At 58.7% G+C, this 18,582-nt stretch carries 16 protein-coding genes; 12 read left to right on the top strand and 4 right to left on the bottom strand.

The features are described 5' to 3' along the window. Positions 1-116: 116 nt before the first annotated feature. From KVG85_RS08415 to KVG85_RS08370, 10 genes are all read left to right on the top strand, one after another. Complete coding sequence (locus tag KVG85_RS08415; RefSeq protein WP_122603194.1) at positions 117-365, top strand: type II toxin-antitoxin system Phd/YefM family antitoxin; 249 nt, start codon at positions 117-119, stop codon at positions 363-365. Beyond that, positions 355-636 (top strand): type II toxin-antitoxin system RelE family toxin, encoded by a 282-nt coding sequence (locus tag KVG85_RS08410; RefSeq protein ID WP_217863549.1) that lies wholly within the window; start codon positions 355-357, stop codon positions 634-636. Before KVG85_RS08415 ends, KVG85_RS08410 begins: the two co-directional genes overlap by 11 nt. A 280-nt stretch (positions 637-916) precedes the next feature. Next, positions 917-1,765 carry a transporter substrate-binding protein gene (locus KVG85_RS08405; RefSeq protein WP_122507097.1) on the top strand — a complete coding sequence of 283 codons (849 nt, stop codon included), beginning with the start codon at positions 917-919 and terminating at the stop codon, positions 1,763-1,765. A gap of 51 nt (positions 1,766-1,816) precedes the next feature. Continuing rightward, positions 1,817-2,479 carry an amino acid ABC transporter permease gene (locus KVG85_RS08400; RefSeq protein WP_024012746.1) on the top strand — a complete coding sequence of 221 codons (663 nt, stop codon included), beginning with the start codon at positions 1,817-1,819 and terminating at the stop codon, positions 2,477-2,479. Between the two features lie 9 nt (positions 2,480-2,488). After that, a complete protein-coding gene (locus tag KVG85_RS08395) occupies positions 2,489-3,151 on the top strand; it encodes an amino acid ABC transporter permease (protein WP_122507098.1) in 663 nt (220 codons plus the stop codon). Beyond that, positions 3,148-3,939: an amino acid ABC transporter ATP-binding protein gene (locus tag KVG85_RS08390; RefSeq protein WP_073474746.1), complete on the top strand. Its 792-nt coding sequence runs from the start codon at positions 3,148-3,150 to the stop codon at positions 3,937-3,939. The genes KVG85_RS08395 and KVG85_RS08390 overlap by 4 nt, the downstream gene beginning before the upstream one ends. 31 nt (positions 3,940-3,970) lie before the next feature. Next, positions 3,971-4,360 carry a RidA family protein gene (locus KVG85_RS08385; protein WP_217863548.1) on the top strand — a complete coding sequence of 130 codons (390 nt, stop codon included), beginning with the start codon at positions 3,971-3,973 and terminating at the stop codon, positions 4,358-4,360. Positions 4,361-4,585: 225 nt separating this feature from the next. Further along, positions 4,586-5,350 carry an IclR family transcriptional regulator gene (locus KVG85_RS08380; protein ID WP_016774498.1) on the top strand — a complete coding sequence of 255 codons (765 nt, stop codon included), beginning with the start codon at positions 4,586-4,588 and terminating at the stop codon, positions 5,348-5,350. Positions 5,351-5,388: 38 nt separating this feature from the next. Further along, the gene (locus KVG85_RS08375; protein WP_217863547.1) at positions 5,389-6,603 is read left to right on the top strand and encodes an amino acid deaminase; all 1,215 of its coding nucleotides are present in this window, start codon (positions 5,389-5,391) and stop codon (positions 6,601-6,603) included. Positions 6,604-6,734: 131 nt separating this feature from the next. Beyond that, a complete protein-coding gene (locus KVG85_RS08370; protein ID WP_217863546.1) occupies positions 6,735-7,655 on the top strand; it encodes a sugar kinase in 921 nt (306 codons plus the stop codon). Between the two features lie 116 nt (positions 7,656-7,771). Here the strand turns inward: KVG85_RS08370 and KVG85_RS08365 are convergent, their stop codons facing one another. Beyond that, positions 7,772-8,047, bottom strand: a complete 276-nt coding sequence (locus KVG85_RS08365) for a peptidylprolyl isomerase (protein WP_007912322.1) — start codon at positions 8,045-8,047, stop codon at positions 7,772-7,774. 40 nt (positions 8,048-8,087) lie between these two features. Then, positions 8,088-10,637, bottom strand: a complete 2,550-nt coding sequence (locus KVG85_RS08360) for a PAS domain-containing hybrid sensor histidine kinase/response regulator (RefSeq protein WP_217863545.1) — start codon at positions 10,635-10,637, stop codon at positions 8,088-8,090. 109 nt (positions 10,638-10,746) lie between these two features. Here KVG85_RS08360 and KVG85_RS08355 point away from each other — a divergent pair, with 109 nt between their 5' ends. Together KVG85_RS08355 and KVG85_RS08350 are read left to right on the top strand one after the other, a co-directional pair. After that, on the top strand, positions 10,747-11,853 hold the full coding sequence (locus KVG85_RS08355) for a PilT/PilU family type 4a pilus ATPase (protein ID WP_217863544.1): 1,107 nt from the start codon (positions 10,747-10,749) through the stop codon (positions 11,851-11,853). Positions 11,854-11,987: 134 nt separating this feature from the next. Continuing rightward, positions 11,988-15,743, top strand: coding sequence for a hypothetical protein (locus KVG85_RS08350; RefSeq protein ID WP_217863543.1), 3,756 nt, complete (start codon positions 11,988-11,990; stop codon positions 15,741-15,743). A 48-nt stretch (positions 15,744-15,791) separates the two neighbouring features. Here the strand turns inward: KVG85_RS08350 and KVG85_RS08345 are convergent, their stop codons facing one another. After that, a complete protein-coding gene (locus KVG85_RS08345) occupies positions 15,792-17,747 on the bottom strand; it encodes an acetoacetate--CoA ligase (RefSeq protein ID WP_217863542.1) in 1,956 nt (651 codons plus the stop codon). Between the two features lie 58 nt (positions 17,748-17,805). Then, complete coding sequence (hbdH, locus tag KVG85_RS08340; protein ID WP_122692720.1) at positions 17,806-18,579, bottom strand: 3-hydroxybutyrate dehydrogenase; 774 nt, start codon at positions 18,577-18,579, stop codon at positions 17,806-17,808. Between the last annotated feature and the right edge of the window lie 3 nt (positions 18,580-18,582).

The following is an 18,582-nucleotide window of genomic DNA, read 5'->3' as shown; positions in this document are numbered from 1 at the left end:
GACAACCAATGCGGGAACCTCACATGAAACCGCGTGGTAACCTCAATGCATTGCGCCGAGCATCACTTGGAGTGCTATTTTGAGCACTAATCAGAGCACTCCAAGAGGCACAGTTCATGACGCACGTTGTTCTTTCTCACGTCGTAGCGAGTATTTCCGAATTGAAAAAAAACCCTATGGGTACAGTGGCAGCTGGTGGAGGCCGGTCTGTGGCGATCCTTAATCGAAACGAGCCGGCCTTCTACTGTGTTCCTGCCAAGGAATATGAAGCAATGATGGAGCGCTTGGAGGATCTGGAACTGATCGCCCTTTGCAAGGAGCGAGAAAACGATCCGACCATCAAGGTATCCATTGATGACCTATGAACTGGAATTTTCTGAAAAGGCTTGGAAGGAGTGGCGAAAGCTTGGGTCGGAGCTCAGAGAGCAGTTCAAAAATAAACTTGTTGAAAGGCTGGCAAATCCCCACGTTCCGGCGGCTCGTCTGAAAGGATTGAGTAACGCCTATAAAATCAAGTTTCGAAGCGCTGGATATCGGTTGGTCTATCGGGTCAGGGACGAGGTACTGGTCGTGACGGTGATAGCCGTCGGGAAACGGCAGGGTGGTGATGTCTACAGGCAGGCGCTAAAGCGCTGATACAGGGTCTTGTTCAACTGTCACCCTGATTCGCACCACAACGGCGCGATCTGACCCAAGTTGGGAACGCATTACCCCTTTAATGGCTGTGTCAGGTCTTTCCTTCGTTCTAAGTCGGGCCAAACCCTTTGGTCCACGAACCATATCTTGTTGATTCCAATAGCGTTCAAAGCAGTTACAGATTTTGCGAGATTCCTGTGGCACACTTTCTGCTGTCTATTCCGTAGTAACAAACCGTGTTCCGGTATAGCGGAATAAACACAATTCTGGAGTGCTTGCCATGCATCGCCGTCCTTCGTTGTTCAAAGCGTGTGTTTTTGTTCTTGCGGCTTCTTCCTCGGTCATGGGCCTGGCCCAGGCTGCCGAGAGCAAGCTCGACAGTGTTCTCGCCCGTGGCAAGTTGATCGTGGGCACTGGCAGCACCAATGCGCCGTGGCACTTTCAAGGCGCGGACGGCAAGTTGCAGGGTTTTGATATCGACATCGCCAGGATCGTGGCCAAAGGACTGTTCAACGACCCGAGCAAGGTCGAGTTCGTGGTGCAGTCGTCCGATGCGCGGATTCCCAATCTGCTCACCGACAAGGTCGACATGAGCTGCCAGTTCATCACCGTTACCGCCAGCCGCGCACAGCAAGTCGCGTTCACCCTGCCGTACTACCGCGAAGGTGTTGGCCTGCTGTTGCCGAACAACAGCAAGTACAAGGAAATCGAAGACCTGCAAGCGGCGGGCGATGACGTTACCGTTGCGGTGCTGCAGAACGTCTACGCCGAAGAATTGGTGCATCAGGCATTGCCCAAGGCCAAGGTCGACCAGTACGACAGCGTCGACCTGATGTATCAGGCGGTGAACTCCGGCCGCGCCGATGCCGCCGCAACCGATCAGTCCTCTGTGAAATACCTGATGGTGCAGAATCCTGGCCGCTACCGCAGCCCGAGCTATGCCTGGAGCCCGCAGACTTACGCCTGCGCCGTCAAACGTGGCGATCAGGACTGGCTGAACTTCGTCAACACCGCGCTGCATGAAGCCATGACCGGTGTTGAGTTCCCGACCTACGCCGCCTCGTTCAAACAATGGTTCGGTGTTGATCTTCCGTCTCCAGCTATCGGTTTCCCAGTCGAATTCAAATGATCCCGTGAGGGTGGGGCGATGACCGTCGCCCCGCTCAAGGTACTGCTGACCATGAACTATCAGTTGAACTTTGCCGCCGTGTGGCGCGATTTCGACACCTTGCTGGCGGGGCTCGGTCTGGGCTTGCAGCTGGCGCTGGTGTCGATCGCCATCGGCTGCGTGATCGGCCTGCTGATGGCGTTCGCTTTGCTGTCGAAGCATCGCGCCTTGCGGGTGCTGGCGTCGGTGTACGTCACGGTAGTGCGTAACACGCCGATCCTGGTGTTGATTCTGTTGATCTACTTTGCACTGCCCAGCCTTGGCATTCGTCTGGACAAGATTCCTTCGTTCATCATCACGCTGTCGCTGTATGCCGGCGCGTACCTGACCGAAGTCTTCCGTGGCGGCTTGCTGAGCATTCCCAAAGGCCAGCGCGAAGCCGGGCTGGCAATCGGTCTCGGTGAATGGCAGGTCAAGGCTTACGTCACCGTGCCGGTGATGCTGCGCAACGTGTTGCCGGCGCTGTCGAACAACTTCATTTCGCTGTTCAAGGACACCTCGCTTGCCGCTGCGATTGCGGTACCGGAGCTGACCTATTACGCGCGCAAGATCAACGTCGAAAGCTACCGGGTGATCGAAACCTGGCTGGTGACCACGGCGTTGTATGTCGCGGCCTGTTACCTCATTGCCATGCTGCTGCGTTACCTCGAGCAGCGTCTGGCGATCCGCCGATAGGAGGCTGCGATGTACCAATCTCCCAGTTGGTTGCATGAATTGTGGGTCGCGCGCGAGCCGTTGTGGCAGGGCTTTCTGACCAGTGTGCAGGTCTCGGCGCTGGCCATTGTGTTGGGCACCATGCTCGGCGTGGTTGCCGGCCTGGTCCTGACTTACGGCAGATTCTGGATGCGCGCGCCGTTTCGGCTGTACGTCGATCTGATTCGCGGCACGCCAGTGTTTGTATTGGTGCTGGCCTGCTTTTATATGGCGCCGGCGCTCGGTTGGCAGATCAGTGCGTTTCAGGCCGGAGCCCTGGGCCTGACGCTGTTTTGCGGCTCGCACGTCGCCGAGATTGTCCGTGGTGCGCTGCAAGCCTTGCCGCGCGGGCAGATGGAGGCGGGGAAAGCCATCGGCCTGACGTTCTACCAGTCCCTCGGCTACGTCCTGTTGCCTCAGGCATTGCGGCAGATCCTGCCGACCTGGGTCAACTCATCCACCGAAATCGTCAAGGCGTCGACCTTGCTCTCGGTGATCGGCGTTGCTGAATTGCTGCTCAGTACGCAACAGATCATCGCCCGGAACTTCATGACCCTGGAGTTCTACCTGTTCGCCGGTTTTCTGTTCTTCGTCATCAACTACGGCATCGAATTACTCGGCCGGCACATTGAAAAGCGGGTGGCCTTGCCATGACTCAAGCTCAAGTTGCTTCACAGGATCAGGCACTGCTGGACATTCGCGGCCTGCACAAACAGTACGGCGCGGTGGAAGTGCTCAAGGGTGTCGACCTGAGCATGCAGCGCGGCAACGTCGTCACGCTGATCGGCTCCAGCGGTTCGGGCAAAACCACGCTGCTGCGTTGCGTGAACATGCTCGAAGAATTCCAGGGCGGGCAGATCCTGCTCGACGGCGAGTCCATCGGCTACGACGAGGTCAACGGCAAACGCGTGCGCCATGCGGAAAAGGTCATTGCCCGCCATCGTGCGATGACCGGCATGGCCTTCCAGCAATTCAACCTCTTCCCGCACCTGACCGCGCTGCAGAACGTCACCCTGGGCCTGCTCAAGGTGAAGAAGATGCACAAGGACGAAGCCGTGGTGCTTGCCGAAAAATGGCTGGAGCGCGTCGGCCTGCTCGAGCGGCGAAACCACTTTCCCGGTCAGTTGTCCGGCGGCCAGCAACAGCGGGTGGCGATTGCCCGAGCGATTGCGATGAACCCGAGCCTGATGCTCTTTGACGAAGTCACCTCGGCCCTCGACCCGGAACTGGTCGGTGAGGTGCTCAACGTGATCAAGGGGCTGGCCGAGGACGGCATGACCATGTTGCTGGTGACACACGAAATGCGTTTCGCCTTTGAGGTCTCGGACAAGATCGTTTTCATGAATCAAGGGCGAATCGAAGAACAGGGGCCTCCCAAGGAACTGTTCGAACGCCCGCAATCGCCGCGTCTGGCGGAATTTCTCAAAAGCACGCGGTTTTGAATCTGTACTTTTGCAATCAGGAGAAACACCCATGAGCATTACGCGTTACGGCACCGGCAGCACCGCCGCCGGCGGCCAGCCTCGTCCATTCGCCCGCGCAGTTGAAGCGGATGGCTGGCTGCATGTGTCCGGCCAGGTACCGGCGGTGGATGGCGAGATTATCGTTGGCGGCATCGTCGAACAGACCCACCAGACCATGAAAAACCTGATCGCCATTCTCGAAGAGGCTGGTTATGGCATTGAAGACGTGGTCCGCGCTGGCGTATGGCTGGACGATCCACGGGATTTCAGCAGTTTCAACAAAGTCTTCGCCGAGTATTTCAAACCCGAACACGCCCCGGCGCGGGCCTGTGTGCAGGCGAGCATGATGGTTGATTGCAAGGTCGAGATCGACTGCATCGCGTACAAGAAGAAGGCTTGAAAATTGCTGCGTTGCTTAGGCCGCAGCCCCTCACCCTAACCCTCTCCCAAGGGAGAGGGGACTGATCTGTATCGATGCGGATTTTGCGTATGACGCTTACATTTACATCGATACGGTCAGGCTCCCTCTCCCTCTGGGAGAGGGCGGGGGGTGAGGGCGGCAATGTCACTGACACGGAACCAAGGGCCAGTTACCATCCGGCGACTTTGAATGGAAACCACTGAAATGACCGAAGACACCATCAAGCGCCGGGCACGCGGTCTGGACCGGGCGTTCGATATCCTTGATTTTCTCAAGGAAATCGGGCAGCCGCTGCGCCCCAACGACATCGCCAATGGCATCGGCAGTCCGAAGTCGACAGTCTACGAACTGGTCGCGTCCTTGCTGGAGCGACGGATTCTGGAGCCGGTGGGCAAGGATGGCCACGTCTACCTTGGCCGCCAGTTGTACTTCCTTGGCCAGGCGCATCTGCGGCATTTCGACCTCAGCCGCGAGGCCGATCACGCTTTGCAGGAGATCGTCAGCCAGACCCGCGAAACTGCGCAGATGTGCCTGCTCAACGGGCGCAAATACACCGTTGCATTGATGAAGGAGGGCGAGCGGCATTTCCGCATTTCCTCCGACATCGGCGAAAACGCGCCGATCCCATGGACAGCGTCCGGACGCCTGCTGCTCGCGCATTTGAGCGATCAACAGATCATCGACCTGATCGACGAAGACGACTACATCCTGCCCGACGGCGAACGCCTGCCACTGGACCGTTTTCTGGCGGAGATTCGTCAGGCCGGCAGCGATGGCTTCTTTTCCTTCGACAGCGTCGCCGACACCTTCACCCATTGCTTCGCCGCGCCGGTCAAAGACCCGCAGGGCGTGGCCATTTGCACGTTGTGCATCGTCGCCCCGCGCGCCGATGCGAAAAACAATTACAACGACTATCGCCGGGTGCTGATCGAGAGCGCCAACAGCCTCGCCCGGCGGATCAACGAATAACCGCGGCTGCCTGCGGCCGCGCCTGTGAGGATTGGACCATGACCACTGCCATCAACTCTGCCGTAGAAAAAGGCGACGCCGCCATCGGTGCGCAACTGACCCGCGACGTCAGCCTGCCGGCGCTGGTGCTGCACCGCGAGGCGCTGGAGCACAATATTCGCTGGATGCAGAAATTTGTCAGCGACAGCGGCGCGGAACTCGCGCCCCACGGCAAAACCAGCATGACCCCGGCACTGTTCAAACGACAGCTCGACGCCGGCGCCTGGGGCATCACCCTCGCCAGCGCCACCCAGACCCGCGCGGCTTATGCCCACGGCGTGCGTCGCGTGTTGATGGCCAATCAACTGGTCGGCACGCCGAACATGGCGCTGATTGCCGACCTGCTCGCCGATCCGACGTTCGATTTCCATTGTATGGTCGACCACCCGGACAACGTCGCCGACCTCGGGGCTTACTTCGCTTCCCGTGGGGTCAAGCTCAACGTAATGATCGAATATGGCGTGGTCGGCGGCCGTTGCGGTTGCCGCAGCGAGCAGGAAGTCATCGAATTGGCCAAGGCCATCGATGCGCAACCGGCACTGGCCCTGACCGGTATTGAAGGTTACGAAGGCGTGATTCATGGCGATCATGCTGTCCGTGGCATTCGCGAATTCGCCGCGTCGCTGGTTCGCCTCGCGGTGCAGCTACAGGACAGCGGCGCCTTTGCCATCGCCAGACCGATCATCACTGCGTCGGGTTCGGCCTGGTACGACCTGATCGCCGAATCTTTCGAAACCCAGAACGCCGCTGGCCGTTTCCTCAGCGTGTTGCGCCCGGGCAGTTATGTCGCGCACGACCATGGCATCTACAAAGAGGCGCAGTGCTGCGTGCTCGACCGTCGCAGCGACCTGCACGAAGGCCTGCGCCCGGCGCTGGAAGTCTGGGCTCATGTGCAGTCGCTGCCGGAACCGGGTTTTGCGGTGATTGCTCTGGGCAAGCGCGACGTCGCCTTCGATGCCGGTTTGCCGGTGCCGTTGTTGCGCTACAAGGCCGGCGTGGTGCCGGCGGCGGGGGAGGATGTCGGCGCGTGCAAGGTCACGGCGGTGATGGATCAGCATGCGTTCATGACCGTGGCGCCGGGTGTAGAACTGCGGGTCGGCGACATCATTTCCTTTGGTACTTCGCATCCATGCCTGACTTTTGACAAGTGGCGGGTAGGGTTGCTGGTGGATGAGCAGATGGCGGTCATCGAGACCATGGAGACTTGTTTCTAAGGCTTGAGATTGCGTTGCGGCGGCTATTCGCGAGCAGGCTCGCTCCCACAGAGGACGCATTTGAATGTGGGAGCGAGCCTGCTCGCGAAAGCGCCGGACAGCCACCACTGAACCACCCGAGATCCCACCCGATGAAAATCCTCAGCAACACCCCGCGCATCGCCCTGATCGGCGAATGCATGATCGAACTGCAGCAACGCGCCGACGGCAGTCTGCAGCAAAGCTTCGGTGGCGACACCCTCAACACGGCGGTGTATCTGTCCCGTGCGCTGGGCGACAAGGCGCAGGTCGACTACGTCACCGCGCTGGGCGATGACAGTTTCAGTGACGCCATGTGCCAGATCTGGCGCAGCGAAGGCATCGGCCTCGATTTGGTGCAGCGCCTGCCCGGTCGGCTGCCTGGTTTGTATTGCATCCAGACCGACGCCAACGGCGAGCGGCGTTTCCTGTACTGGCGCAACGAAGCGGCAGTACGCGATTGCTTCACCACCCCTGCGGCAGAGCCGATCCTCGCGGCGTTGCCGGACTACGACGTGCTGTATTTCAGCGGGATCACCCTCGCTGTACTCGGAATGCAAGGCCGCGCCCGACTGATCAAGACCCTGATTGAAGCCAGACAGCGCAGCGCACGCATCGTTTTCGACAACAACTACCGCCCGCGCCTGTGGGCGTCGGTGGAAGAGGCGCGCGCGGCATATCGCAGCGTCTTGCCATATGTGGATCTGGCGTTACTCACCGTGGATGACGAACAGGCGTTGTTCGGGTTTGCCGATTGCGCTGAGGTGTTTGCGACGTATGCGCAGATTGGCACGCCAGAAGTGGTGCTCAAGCGTGGCGCCGAGGCGTGTCTGATTCGCTGCGATGGTGAGGCGTTCGAAGTGCCGGCTCAGAAGGTCGACAAGGTCGTCGACACCACAGCGGCGGGGGATTCGTTCAGTGCGGCGTATCTGGCCAGGCGCTTGCTCGGCGGCAGTCCGGCAGAGGCGGCGCAGGCGGGGCATGAATTGGCCAGCCGGGTGATACAGGTGCCAGGGGCGCTGATCTCCAGGTAATCAGAGAATGGCCGCTTGCTGCGCAATCGGTTCGCGAGCAGGCTCGCTCCCACAATGAAAACCCGGTCGAAATGTGGGAGCGAGCCTGCTCGCGAAGGAGCCCGGCAGCCAGCCGATCAATCCCGATAAAACACCTGCACCAGGTGATAGCCAAACTTGCTCTTGATCGGCCCATGCACGGTGCGCAGCGGCTTCTTGAAAATCACCGCATCAATCGCGCCGACCATCTGCCCTGGGCGTACTTCGCCCAGATCGCCGCCGCGTTTGCCGGACGGGCAGGTGGAAAATTTCTTCGCCAGCACATCGAATGCTTCGCCCTTGGCAATGCGCTGTTTGAGTTGTTCGGCCTCTTCGGCGGTTTTCACCAGAATGTGGCGGGCTTGGGCTTTCATCGTGCAATACCTGATAACGGGGTGACAGCGGGGCGCGCGATTATGCCTCAAGTCGCGGGGTCGGGTTGCTCAACTTGCGAATCTTGCTCGCCAGCACTTCAAGGACAAAGGGCTTGGCGACCATGTCCATGCCCTCTTCAAGAAAGCCCTGACGCTCGGCAGCAATCTGCGCGTAACCGGTCATGAACAGCACTTTAAGCCCCGGACGATGCTGGCGAGCAATCTCCGCCAACTGGCGCCCGTTCATGCCCGGCAGCCCGACATCGGTAACCAGCAGATCGACGCGTTGCACGGACTCGAGCACGGGCAGGGCGTTCGTGGCGTTTTCCGCTTCGAAGGTTGTGTAGCCCAGTTCCTTGAGCAGATCGAGCACCAGCATGCGCACTGCCGGATCATCTTCGACGACGATCGCGGTCTCGCCTGAAGATGAAGCGGCAATCGGTTCGGCTTTCTCCACAGACGAGGATTCGGGCGCTGGCTCAAGCAAACGCGGCAAGTACAGACGTACGCAAGTACCTTGCCCCGGCACACTGTCGAGGCTGACATGTCCGCCGGACTGCTGGGCGAATCCGTAAATCATCGACAGCCCAAGCCCGGTGCCTTGGCCGATCGGTTTGGTGGTAAAGAACGGATCGAACGCCTTGGAACGGATTGACGGCGTCATGCCGGTGCCGTTATCGCTGACCGCGAGCATCACGTATTCCCCGGCCTTCACGGGCTCGAGAATGGTGATGTCGCTGCTGTCGAGATACACGTTCGCGGTCTGGATCAGCAGCGTGCCGCCTTCGGGCATTGCGTCGCGGGCATTGATCACCAGATTGAGCAAGGCATTTTCCAGTTGGCTGACGTCCGTACTCACCGGCCACAAGTCTTCTGGCAAGCGCAGTTGCAGCTCGATGGCATCGCCCTTGGTGCGGCGGATCAGGTCTTCCAGTGAATGCACCAGTTCGTTGACGTGCAGTTGCTTGCGGTCCAGCGACTGGCGCCGCGAGAATGCCAGCAAGCGATGCGTCAGCGCGGCCGCACGGTTGGCCGACGACACGGCCGCCTCGGTGAAGCGACCAATCTCATCGGCGCGACCGTTGGCGATGTAGCGCTGCATCAGATCCAGGCTGCCGATGATGCCGGTGAGCATGTTGTTGAAGTCATGGGCGATGCCGCCGGTGAGCTGGCCGACAGCTTCCATCTTCTGCGCGTGGCGCAAGGCGTCTTCGGCGCGCTCGCGTTCGAACATCTCGTTCTGCAAACGCTCGTTGGCCTGAGCCAGTTGCTCGGTGCGTGCGCTGACCCGCTCTTCGAGGGTCTCGTTGAGATTGCGCAGGGCTTCCTCGGTTTTCTTGCGCTCGGTTTCGTCGATGACAAAGATGTAGAAGCCATTCACTGCGCCGTCCGCGCCATGTCGCGGCAGATAATTCATGAGGGCATGACGGGTGCTGCCGTCGCGGTGCGGCGTGTAGAAACTGAAGGAGCAGGAGCGGCCGGCCAGTGCTTCGGCGATGTACGGCGCACGCAGGAAATACGCCTCTTCGCCGATGACTTCGCGGATCGTGCGCCCATACAACTCCTGCGGCGTCAGGCCGTACCAGTCCAGATAGGCTGCGTTGTTGAGGCGAAAACGCTCTTCGGCGTCGACGTAGCTGATCAGGATCGGCATGGCGTTGATGATCAACTGCAATTCGGTCTGGCTCTGACGCAGCGCCTGTTCCGTATGTTTGCGTTCGGTCAGGTCCAGCGCCGCGCCGAGAAAGCGCATCGGCCGCCCATGATGATCCTTGTAGCAACGCCCGCGCGCGAAGACCCAGCGCAGCGTGCCATCGGCCTGCAACAGGCGATATTCCTCGGCGTACTCGGTGCCATGGGTGATGCAGTACTTGATGCCGCGCGCGACCATGGCACGGTCTTCGGGGTGCACCCCATGCATGTATTCGCTGATCGGCAACTGCCCGGCCCGGGCCGGATCGACGCCATGCAGTTCGGCGAAGTGCGCATCGGCGATGAAACGGTCTTCGCCAATGTCCCAATCCCAGGTGCCGACGGCGTCGGTGGCGGCGAGGGCCAGTTGCAGACGCTCCTCGGACTGGCGCTGGGCCTTGAGGCTTTCTTCGGAGCGACGCTGCAATTCCAGGGCAATGCGTCGGCGCTCGTTGGTTTCGATGGCAGTGATCAGAATCCCGGCCACCTGTGCGGTTTCATCGCGAATCGGGCTGTAGGTCAGATCCAGCCAGAAATCGGTTTTTTTGCCGTCCCGCTGCACGCTGAACCGTTGCTCGCTGAAGCTGCGCACCTGGCCCTGCAGCACCGCTTGGTAGATCGGCTCGGCAAAATCCCGCACCTCTGGCCAGACCTCATGCGTCGGCTGGCCGAAGGCTTCGGGATGTTTGCTGCCAGCGAGCAGGGCAAAGCCATTGTTGTAGATCTGCGTGAGTTGCGGACCCCATAACAGCAGCATCGGCATCGGCGAATGAATCACGATGTCCACCGCCGTGCGCAGGCTCTGCGGCCAGGTGCCGGCGGCGCCCAGCGGGCTGCGGCTCCAGTCGGTGCGGGCAATCAGGGCCTGAGCGTCATCGGTGGTGGATACAGCATTCATGTTTCAATCCTGAGCGTGGTTCGGTGAGACGGGGTCTATCATTGTTGCAGGAGCCGCGCCAAGCGTCGGCCAAATCTGCTCATTCAATGCTTCGCGGGTGCTTTCAGCCATGGAAATCGATGCACTGTTGTCAATATTGTCGCAAAAAAACGGCTCGGATCTGTTCCTCTCTACCGGCGCAGCGCCGAGTGCGCGCATTGATGGCGTGCTGACGGCGCTCAGCGATCAGCCATTCAAACCCGGCGAAACCGCAGCCATCGCCACCTCCCTGATGGACGCCGAGCAGCGCCGGGAGTTCGACCGGGATCTGGAAATGAACCTGGCAATCTCCCGAACGGGCGTCGGGCGGTTCCGGGTGAACATTTTCAAGCAGCGCAACGACGTTTCGATCGTCATCCGCAACGTCAAGGTCGACATCCCGCGATTCGAAGACCTGAAGCTGCCGCCGGTGCTGCTGGAAACGGTGATGCTCAAACGAGGCCTGATTCTCTTCGTTGGCGCGACCAGTTCAGGCAAGTCGACTTCACTGGCGGCACTCATCGATCACCGCAACCGTCACAGTGCCGGGCACATCGTGACCATCGAAGACCCGATCGAATATATCCATCGGCACAAGCGCTCGATCATCAATCAGCGCGAGGTCGGTGTCGACACGCGCAGCTTTCATGCTGCACTGAAGAACACTCTGCGTCAGGCACCGGATGTGGTGTTGATTGGCGAAATACGCGATCGCGAAACCATGGAGCATGCCTTGTCGTTCGCCGATACCGGACATCTGGTGTTGTCGACGCTGCATGCGACCAATGCCAATCAGGCGCTGGATCGGATAATCAATATGTTTCCCGAGGAGAAGCGCGAGCAGCTGTTGCAGACATTGGGCAACAACCTCAAAGCCTGTGTCTCGCAGCGTCTGGTCCGCACTGTCGACGGGCAAAGGCGCGCGGCAGTCGAGATTCTTCTGGGCACGCCGACCATCGCCGATCTGATCCGCCGCGGTCAGTTCGAGGAACTCAAACCGATGATGGAAAAATCATCCGAACTCGGTATGCAAACCTTTGACGCGGCACTGTTTGCGCTGGTCGCAGAAGGTGCCATCAGCGAGCAGGAAGCATTGAAGAATGCCGATTCGGTGAATAACTTGAAATTGCGAATCAAACTTCAGCACGATCAGGCTGGCGTTAACAATACACCTGGCGAGTGGGGTTTAATGGACTGAGTCGATGTATTTGAATGCATCAAGCGTCTCGGCTGCAACAGTGCTTAATAATTAATTCGTAGTGCGCTTATATGTGTTTGGGTAAAACATCATCAGCTGAATGGTCAGCTGGTTTTTTTTGATGAGGTTTTACCGTGAGCGAACTAAAGAGAAATAAAGTATTCAGGCCGTCGAAAGTTTCATTGGCTGAATGGAAGTTTCGATCTGAAGCGGATGGTGCCGAGCGTGACATGGTTCTTCGGCAGCTGGAAGAAGCGTTAACCAAGTACGGCGATAATGAGAAGATCAACTGGTACGCGCATGAGATAGAGCTGCGGCCTGGATCCTCGCTGTATGAAATCTATAATCCTGGCAGACTTCTGCTTGACCAGTTACTGAGTACCGGGCCAGTCATCGGTGCACTTGCGCGGGAAGGTGCAAGCGAGCACAACGGTTTGGTGCGGATAACGCCGGAAGGCAAGATGGAAGTCCGTGCCGTCAGGGGTTGGGTCGATCTGGTTGCGGCGCAACATTTTGAATTCAGTCAGCCGACACGCTCGACGGTAAGTCTGATAGCGGATATCGCTGCGGTAGCCGGCGGTTATATCTGGCCTGATGTTGATATAACCCTGGATCAGTGGTTCAAGTTTCATGAAATCGATCTGCCGGATACCAGGGCCAGGATGACTAACTTGATCGGTTTGTTCAGGTTTTCACCGCAGGTCAAGGAGCCGGTCAACTATTGGGAGCATTTTCAAACGAATGATCAGAGCCTGAATGGGTTATCTGAAGAGCAACTTTCCGATATTCGTGGTGCTACCGCCAAGTTGATCCCGAGGCCCAGGCTGCTGTTGGCTCTGTATAACATCACAGGCCAGCCTGAGTTAACTCACGAGACGGCAGCGCAGCGCCTGATTGAATTCGTCACCTATCCAGTTTCGTTGAATCTTGCCAGAAGCTATATCAAAGAGCTGAACTGGTACGGAGTGAGTGAAGGGCAAACGGTTTCCGAAAATATTCTTAGCCAATTGCTGATGACCGCAATATTGCTTGATCTCGATCCATCAATCGGCCATCGCCACTTGATCAATCGACGAGACCTTTATTCGCCTGACAACATAGAACGTCATTCAACAGAAATACTCGACGAGTACACCGCATTCGTGCGCAGTAAAAGTTGGGTGAATCCAGTATTGGCGCCGCTGGTGGCTCATCTTCTGCTGGCACGCATCGCGCCTGAATTGCTGGTCAGAAAAATTCCGGCTGAGGTCAGACTCGGATCGATTGCGTGGATCAATTTCTGTCGTGCAGTGGTATTGGTCGAGGCTGCAAAAACCGGAGCTTCGCGGGAACTGACCTATGCGCAGATCATTGCTTACGGCGAGTTGGAGCCCGTGAGCGAAGCGCAGAAACACATGCGTGATCTGGCGCTGATCGACCCGATCGTCGAGTGGGCGCTGCTCAACCGGATTTTCACAAGAGCCGAGCTCGAGCAGGCGGAAGAGGCTTGTACAAAGCTGGCGATTGAGGCGTTTGAGCAGCACGCAGAGCAATTCGCCCAAACAGCTCGCGCTTTTTCGACACCCTTGCCCAATCGCGCCGAAATTGCCCGGACTCAATTGAGAAAGGCTGCGCCGGGCTGCGACACACTGGACGAAAAGGCTCTGTCCGAACCAGGCGGGCAGCAGATCATGTCCATGGTCGATCTGCATCAATCGGGCGACATGGTTACTGGCCAGTGGGACAGACGCACTGTGCGACTGATCGTCAACGGATTGCCGCAACCCGCCATCAACTACAACCCTTCTGGTGTCAGTCTTTACCAGCGTTATCCGCATCTGCTGACGCTTGAATCCTGTGAAGAGGAAATGGAGCGTCAACTGGCGGCGCATTTCAAAGAGCTGAACAGCGGCATGCTGACTGCCGTCAAACTGGCGTTGGCGCACATGCCGGAAGCAGATCTGCAAGTATTCATGAATGCCGACATACATTTTTTCACCGTGCGCGGATCTGCATCCTATGTCACTACCCGTCGGGCCGGCGGCCCTCTGAGTGTGGGGCTCGAACAAGAAACACAACAAAGCAGAGATGCTGCCACGGGACGCTTCGGTATTGTGATGTATGCGTCCCATGAAGATGCCGATCTTTGTTATGAGCTATTTACCTCGCGCGCAGAAACCCGAAAGAATGATGCGCTTGGTGCGTTCATCAAACGGGAACGAAAGCTCCAGCAACGCACAAGAATGAGTGCGAGTGCCAATATGACGCTGCCCCTGAGCAATACTGCAACTCAGAGCGTTCCGCTGGACATCAAGCGCTATACCCATGCCACAGCCGAGGACGCTTCGATTACCAGTAGCATGGCGATCATCGATTACTTCGGCGCGCTGCCAGCATCAGCGCAATCTTCACAATCGCAGCGCGGCTTCTATCAAAAATTCAATGCGCCGAACGTCGCGCGCATCGCCGGGTTTCTCGCCGATAACCGACCATTCCTGAACAAGAGTGAGCTCAGAGAACTCGTGCGTATACCGACACCGCTGGAACTCTCAAAAGATGAAGGCGAACGGTTGCTGACTTATTTCATCGACCTGATCGTGCCGTTCAAGAAGTGCATCGAGGACATCGTCTCTGGCGAACACAACAAGATGGTGGACGGGTTCTACGGTTGTCTGATGGATGGCATCGGGCTGGTGGGAACTGTCGCTGGCGCCAGTTCGAAAGTGTTGAGTATTTCCGCCAAGGCCGTTTCCACTACCGCCAAGGCTGCGCGTTGTACCCGGTTGGCGTTTACTTCAGCCATCTCGCTTTTCAACCCCTTCGACGGTGTACCCTCTGGCCTGCAGAGTGGCGGGAAACTGGTACACAAGGGTTTGTTGCGTTTTAACAAAAACAGCCACGACCTGATTGCCAGGGCGAGCAGCCAGTTGCACAAACTCACTGGTCGCCGGCAATCCTATGATCTGCTCGACGCTTCTTCTGCCCAATTGGGGATGGGCAGTTGGCGACCACGCGGGGTCGCTGGCGACGCCATCAATGTATTGGCAGCCCGTACTGGCGACAAATGGTATGCGTTGAATCGTCGTGGCAACCTGTGGGGCAAGGCACTGGACGGTTTCGCCTTTCAGGCGCCGGTGCAACTGCCGTATTCACCGCGAACATTGCCGACGAGCTATACACGCCAGTTCATCGAACACAGTCTGCCCCGTGCGCGGACCAAGATCGATAATGCTCTCGAGGTGTTCCAGCGACATGACTTCAAGCGCGATCGCGAGTCGCTGATGAAGATTGTGTTTGGCAGTGCCTCTGAGGTTTCCACTGATCGCCTCGTCAACTATCTGCGTTTGATCCGCTTCGACTTTGCGGGCTTTTCGATGAGTAACATGATTCTGGATGGCCTGAAAATCAACGACACGCTCGCCTCGTTCGATGCCGACAACTACCAGCGCTGGAAAGATGCCGATGCGGGCGACAAGTCTGAAATCGCCTTCGTCGAAATCTACACGCGAAACCTCAACAGGCATTTCGTCAGTATGGGTTTCAACCACGACGTGGTCGCCGACGACCTGATTCATGAGCTGTTCCACGCCAGCGCGCAGACCGACGATGTCGGCTATGCCAGCGACGCCGTGCATGCCAGTGAAGGCGGGCAGCGGCTGGATGTGAGCGAACTGCTCAATCTGGGCGCCGGTTGCCTGGCGAAATCGGAGGCCGGCGCTGACTGTCATGCGCCGTCCAGGGCCTTTGAAAACGCTGATTCGCTCGCGCTGGCAACCTCGTTGCTGAGTCAGTTGACCACCGACAAAGCCACCTTCGATGAAAACATGACGGTACTTCGCGGCGCACTGGAGGCCAGTGCTGGCAAAGCCATTGGCGAGCCGGTCGTCATCACTTTGAACAAACCTCGCTGACCCCATGCACTGGCGTCACCCTGTCAGGTGAAAACGCCAGTGCCTGCTTCACCCGGCCAGTTCGCGCCGATCCCGAAACTCCTCGAGCGCTTCGGGATTGGCCAGTGCATCGGTGTTTTTTACCGGCCTTCCATGTACGACATCGCGCACCGCCAGCTCCACGACTTTGCCGCTGATGGTGCGCGGTATATCGGTTACTGCGACGATGCGTGCGGGGACATGCCTGGGTGTGGTATTGGCGCGGATCACGTCGCGGATTCGCTGTTCAAGCCCTTTATCCAGCTCGACGCCGTCGCGCAAACGCACGAACAATACGACTCGCACATCCTCCTGCCATTGCTGGCCGATGGCGACGCTATCCAGTACCTCAGGGATTTTCTCGACCTGCCGATAGATTTCCGCCGTGCCGATGCGCACGCCACCCGGGTTCAACACCGCATCCGAGCGGCCATGGATCATCATCGCTCCATCGCGCATTTGCTCGGCGTAATCACCCTGTGCCCAGACGCCGGGAAACTGGCTGAAATAAGACTGGTGCAGTTTTGTGCCGTCGGGGTCATTCCACAAGCCGATCGGCATCGCCGGGAAGTGCCGCGTGCAGACCAGTTCACCTTTCTCACCGATCACCGGCTGGCCAGCGTCGTTCCACACCTCGACAGCCATGCCCAGGCTCTTGCCCATGATTTCTCCGCGACGTACCGCTGACAGCGGGTTGCCATTGACGAAGCACGAAACGATGTCGGTGCCACCGGACATCGAGGCCAGACACACCTCGGTTTTGAAGTCGCGATAAACGAAATCGTAGCTTTGCGGTGACAAAGCCGAGCCTGTGCACAGCAGGGTTTTCAAACTGCTCAAGTCATGACTTTCGCGGGGCCTGGCGCCGCTGCTTTCCAATGTGGCAAGGAATTTCGGACTGGTGCCAAACACACTGATGCGTTCATCGTCGATCAGATCGAGCAAGCGCTGATGGTCCAGATGAAACGGCGAGCCGTCGTAGAGCACCACGGCGCTGCCCACCGCGAGCGCTGAAACCAGCCAGTTCCACATCATCCAGCCGCAGGTCGTGTAGTAGAACAAGCGGTCACCGGGACCGAGGTCGCAGTGCAAACCGTGTTCCTTGACGTGTTGCAGCAGCACACCGCCGGTGCTGTGGACGATGCATTTCGGCACGCCAGTGGTACCGCTGGAGTACAGCACGTAGAGCGGATGATTGAACGGCACCGGGGTGAAATCCGGTTCACCGCCGGATTGATAGAAGTCTTCCCAGAAGCAGACATCAGCGTGGGTTTGATAATCCTCGATGCGCGCTTGCGGACGGGCGTACGGCACGATGATCAACTGCTGCAGTGACGGCAGTTGTGCCAGGATTTCGTTGAGCTTGGCGGTCTGATCCAGGATTTTTCCGGCGTATTGATAGCCGGCACAGGTGAGCAGCACTTTCGGTTCGATCTGGCCAAAGCGATCGATCACGCCGTGGGTGCCGAAGTCCGGCGACGAGCAGGACCAGATCGCGCCGAGGCTGGTGGTGGCCAACATCGCCACCAGGGTTTGCCAGGTGTTGGGCATGCACGCCGCCACGCGATCACCCCGGCCAACGCCCGCCGCGCGCAGGCTCGCCTGAAAACCGGCGACCTGTTCGGCCAGTTCGGCCCAGGTCAGTTGTTCGCGCTGGCCGTTTTCCGCCACAGCAACCACCGCAACGGCATCGTCGCGGCGGCGCAGCAGGTGTTCAGCGAAGTTCAGCGTCGCGCCGGGGAACCACTCGGCGCTGGGCATTTCTGCACCTTCACGCAAGACGGCGTCTGGCTGAGTGTGGAAGCGGATGTCGAAGAAATCGACGATCGCCTGCCAGAACGCCGGACGCTGATCGATGCTCCATTGGTGCAGGGCAGGGTAGCCGTCAAGCTTAAGCGAATGCCGCTGATTGATTTCGCGCCGGAAAACGTCCATACGCGAACCGGCGATACGCTGGGCGTCGGGTTGCCAGAGGATGTCGGACATGGGGTTGCCTCTTCTTATCTGATTCGCGAGCGGGCTCGCTCTCACAATGGCCAGGTGTTTATTGCGCCAACCACCCACCATCAATATTCCACGCCGCGCCGCGCACCTGGCTGCCGGCATCACTGCACAAGAACAGCACCAGCTCACCCAGATGCTGGGGTGTGACGAACTCCAGCGACGGCTGTTTTTCCGCCAGCAGATCATGCTGCGCCTGCTGCGGATCAATACCCTTGGCCGCGCGATCATCGATCTGCTTCTGCACCAGCGGCGTCAACACCCAGCCCGGACAGATCGCATTGCAGGTGACGTTGCTGGTCGCGGTTTCCAGCCCGACCACTTTGGTCAGACCGATCACTCCATGCTTGGCGGCGACGTACGCGGCTTTGCCGGTGGAGCCGACCTGGCCGTGCACCGAGGCGATATTGATGATGCGCCCCCAGTTCTTGCGGCGCATGCCCGGCAGGCTCAGCCGCGTGCTGTGGAATACCGATGACAGGTTGATCGCGATGATCGAATCCCAGCGCTCAACAGGAAACTCTTCTACGGCCGCAACGTGCTGAATGCCGGCGTTGTTGACCAGGATGTCAACGCCGCCAAACTCGCGCTCGGCGTAGGCGACCATGTCGGCAATCTGCGCCGGGTCGCTGACATCGGCGGGATGATGGCCGACCTTGCCGCCGTACTGAGCGACGTCGGCGATCACCTTCGAGGCGTCGCCGAAGCCATTGAGAATCAGGTTGGCGCCCGCTTTCGCGAGAGTCAGCGCGATGCCCAGGCCGATGCCGCTGGTGGAGCCGGTTACCAACGCTGTCTTGCCGGAAAGAGTGGTCATGAA

It is taken from the genome of Pseudomonas triticicola (assembly GCF_019145375.1).
Lineage (GTDB): Bacteria > Pseudomonadota > Gammaproteobacteria > Pseudomonadales > Pseudomonadaceae > Aquipseudomonas > Aquipseudomonas triticicola.
Note: the sequence above shows the minus strand (reverse complement) of the source record. Positions and strands in the feature narration are given on the sequence as shown.

Excerpts from the sequence above, each read along its gene's own strand:
- KVG85_RS08415 (WP_122603194.1), top strand. The coding sequence starts at position 117 with ATGACGCACGTTGTTCTTTCTCACGTCGTAGCGAGTATTTCCGAATTG.
- KVG85_RS08410 (WP_217863549.1), top strand. The coding sequence starts at position 355 with ATGACCTATGAACTGGAATTTTCTGAAAAGGCTTGGAAGGAGTGGCGA.
- KVG85_RS08405 (WP_122507097.1), top strand. The coding sequence starts at position 917 with ATGCATCGCCGTCCTTCGTTGTTCAAAGCGTGTGTTTTTGTTCTTGCG.
- KVG85_RS08400 (WP_024012746.1), top strand. The coding sequence starts at position 1,817 with ATGAACTATCAGTTGAACTTTGCCGCCGTGTGGCGCGATTTCGACACC.
- KVG85_RS08395 (WP_122507098.1), top strand. The coding sequence starts at position 2,489 with ATGTACCAATCTCCCAGTTGGTTGCATGAATTGTGGGTCGCGCGCGAG.
- KVG85_RS08390 (WP_073474746.1), top strand. The coding sequence starts at position 3,148 with ATGACTCAAGCTCAAGTTGCTTCACAGGATCAGGCACTGCTGGACATT.
- KVG85_RS08385 (WP_217863548.1), top strand. The coding sequence starts at position 3,971 with ATGAGCATTACGCGTTACGGCACCGGCAGCACCGCCGCCGGCGGCCAG.
- KVG85_RS08380 (WP_016774498.1), top strand. The coding sequence starts at position 4,586 with ATGACCGAAGACACCATCAAGCGCCGGGCACGCGGTCTGGACCGGGCG.
- KVG85_RS08375 (WP_217863547.1), top strand. The coding sequence starts at position 5,389 with ATGACCACTGCCATCAACTCTGCCGTAGAAAAAGGCGACGCCGCCATC.
- KVG85_RS08370 (WP_217863546.1), top strand. The coding sequence starts at position 6,735 with ATGAAAATCCTCAGCAACACCCCGCGCATCGCCCTGATCGGCGAATGC.
- KVG85_RS08365 (WP_007912322.1), bottom strand. The coding sequence starts at position 8,047 with ATGAAAGCCCAAGCCCGCCACATTCTGGTGAAAACCGCCGAAGAGGCC.
- KVG85_RS08360 (WP_217863545.1), bottom strand. The coding sequence starts at position 10,637 with ATGAATGCTGTATCCACCACCGATGACGCTCAGGCCCTGATTGCCCGC.
- KVG85_RS08355 (WP_217863544.1), top strand. The coding sequence starts at position 10,747 with ATGGAAATCGATGCACTGTTGTCAATATTGTCGCAAAAAAACGGCTCG.
- KVG85_RS08345 (WP_217863542.1), bottom strand. The coding sequence starts at position 17,747 with ATGTCCGACATCCTCTGGCAACCCGACGCCCAGCGTATCGCCGGTTCG.
- hbdH (WP_122692720.1), bottom strand. The coding sequence starts at position 18,579 with ATGACCACTCTTTCCGGCAAGACAGCGTTGGTAACCGGCTCCACCAGC.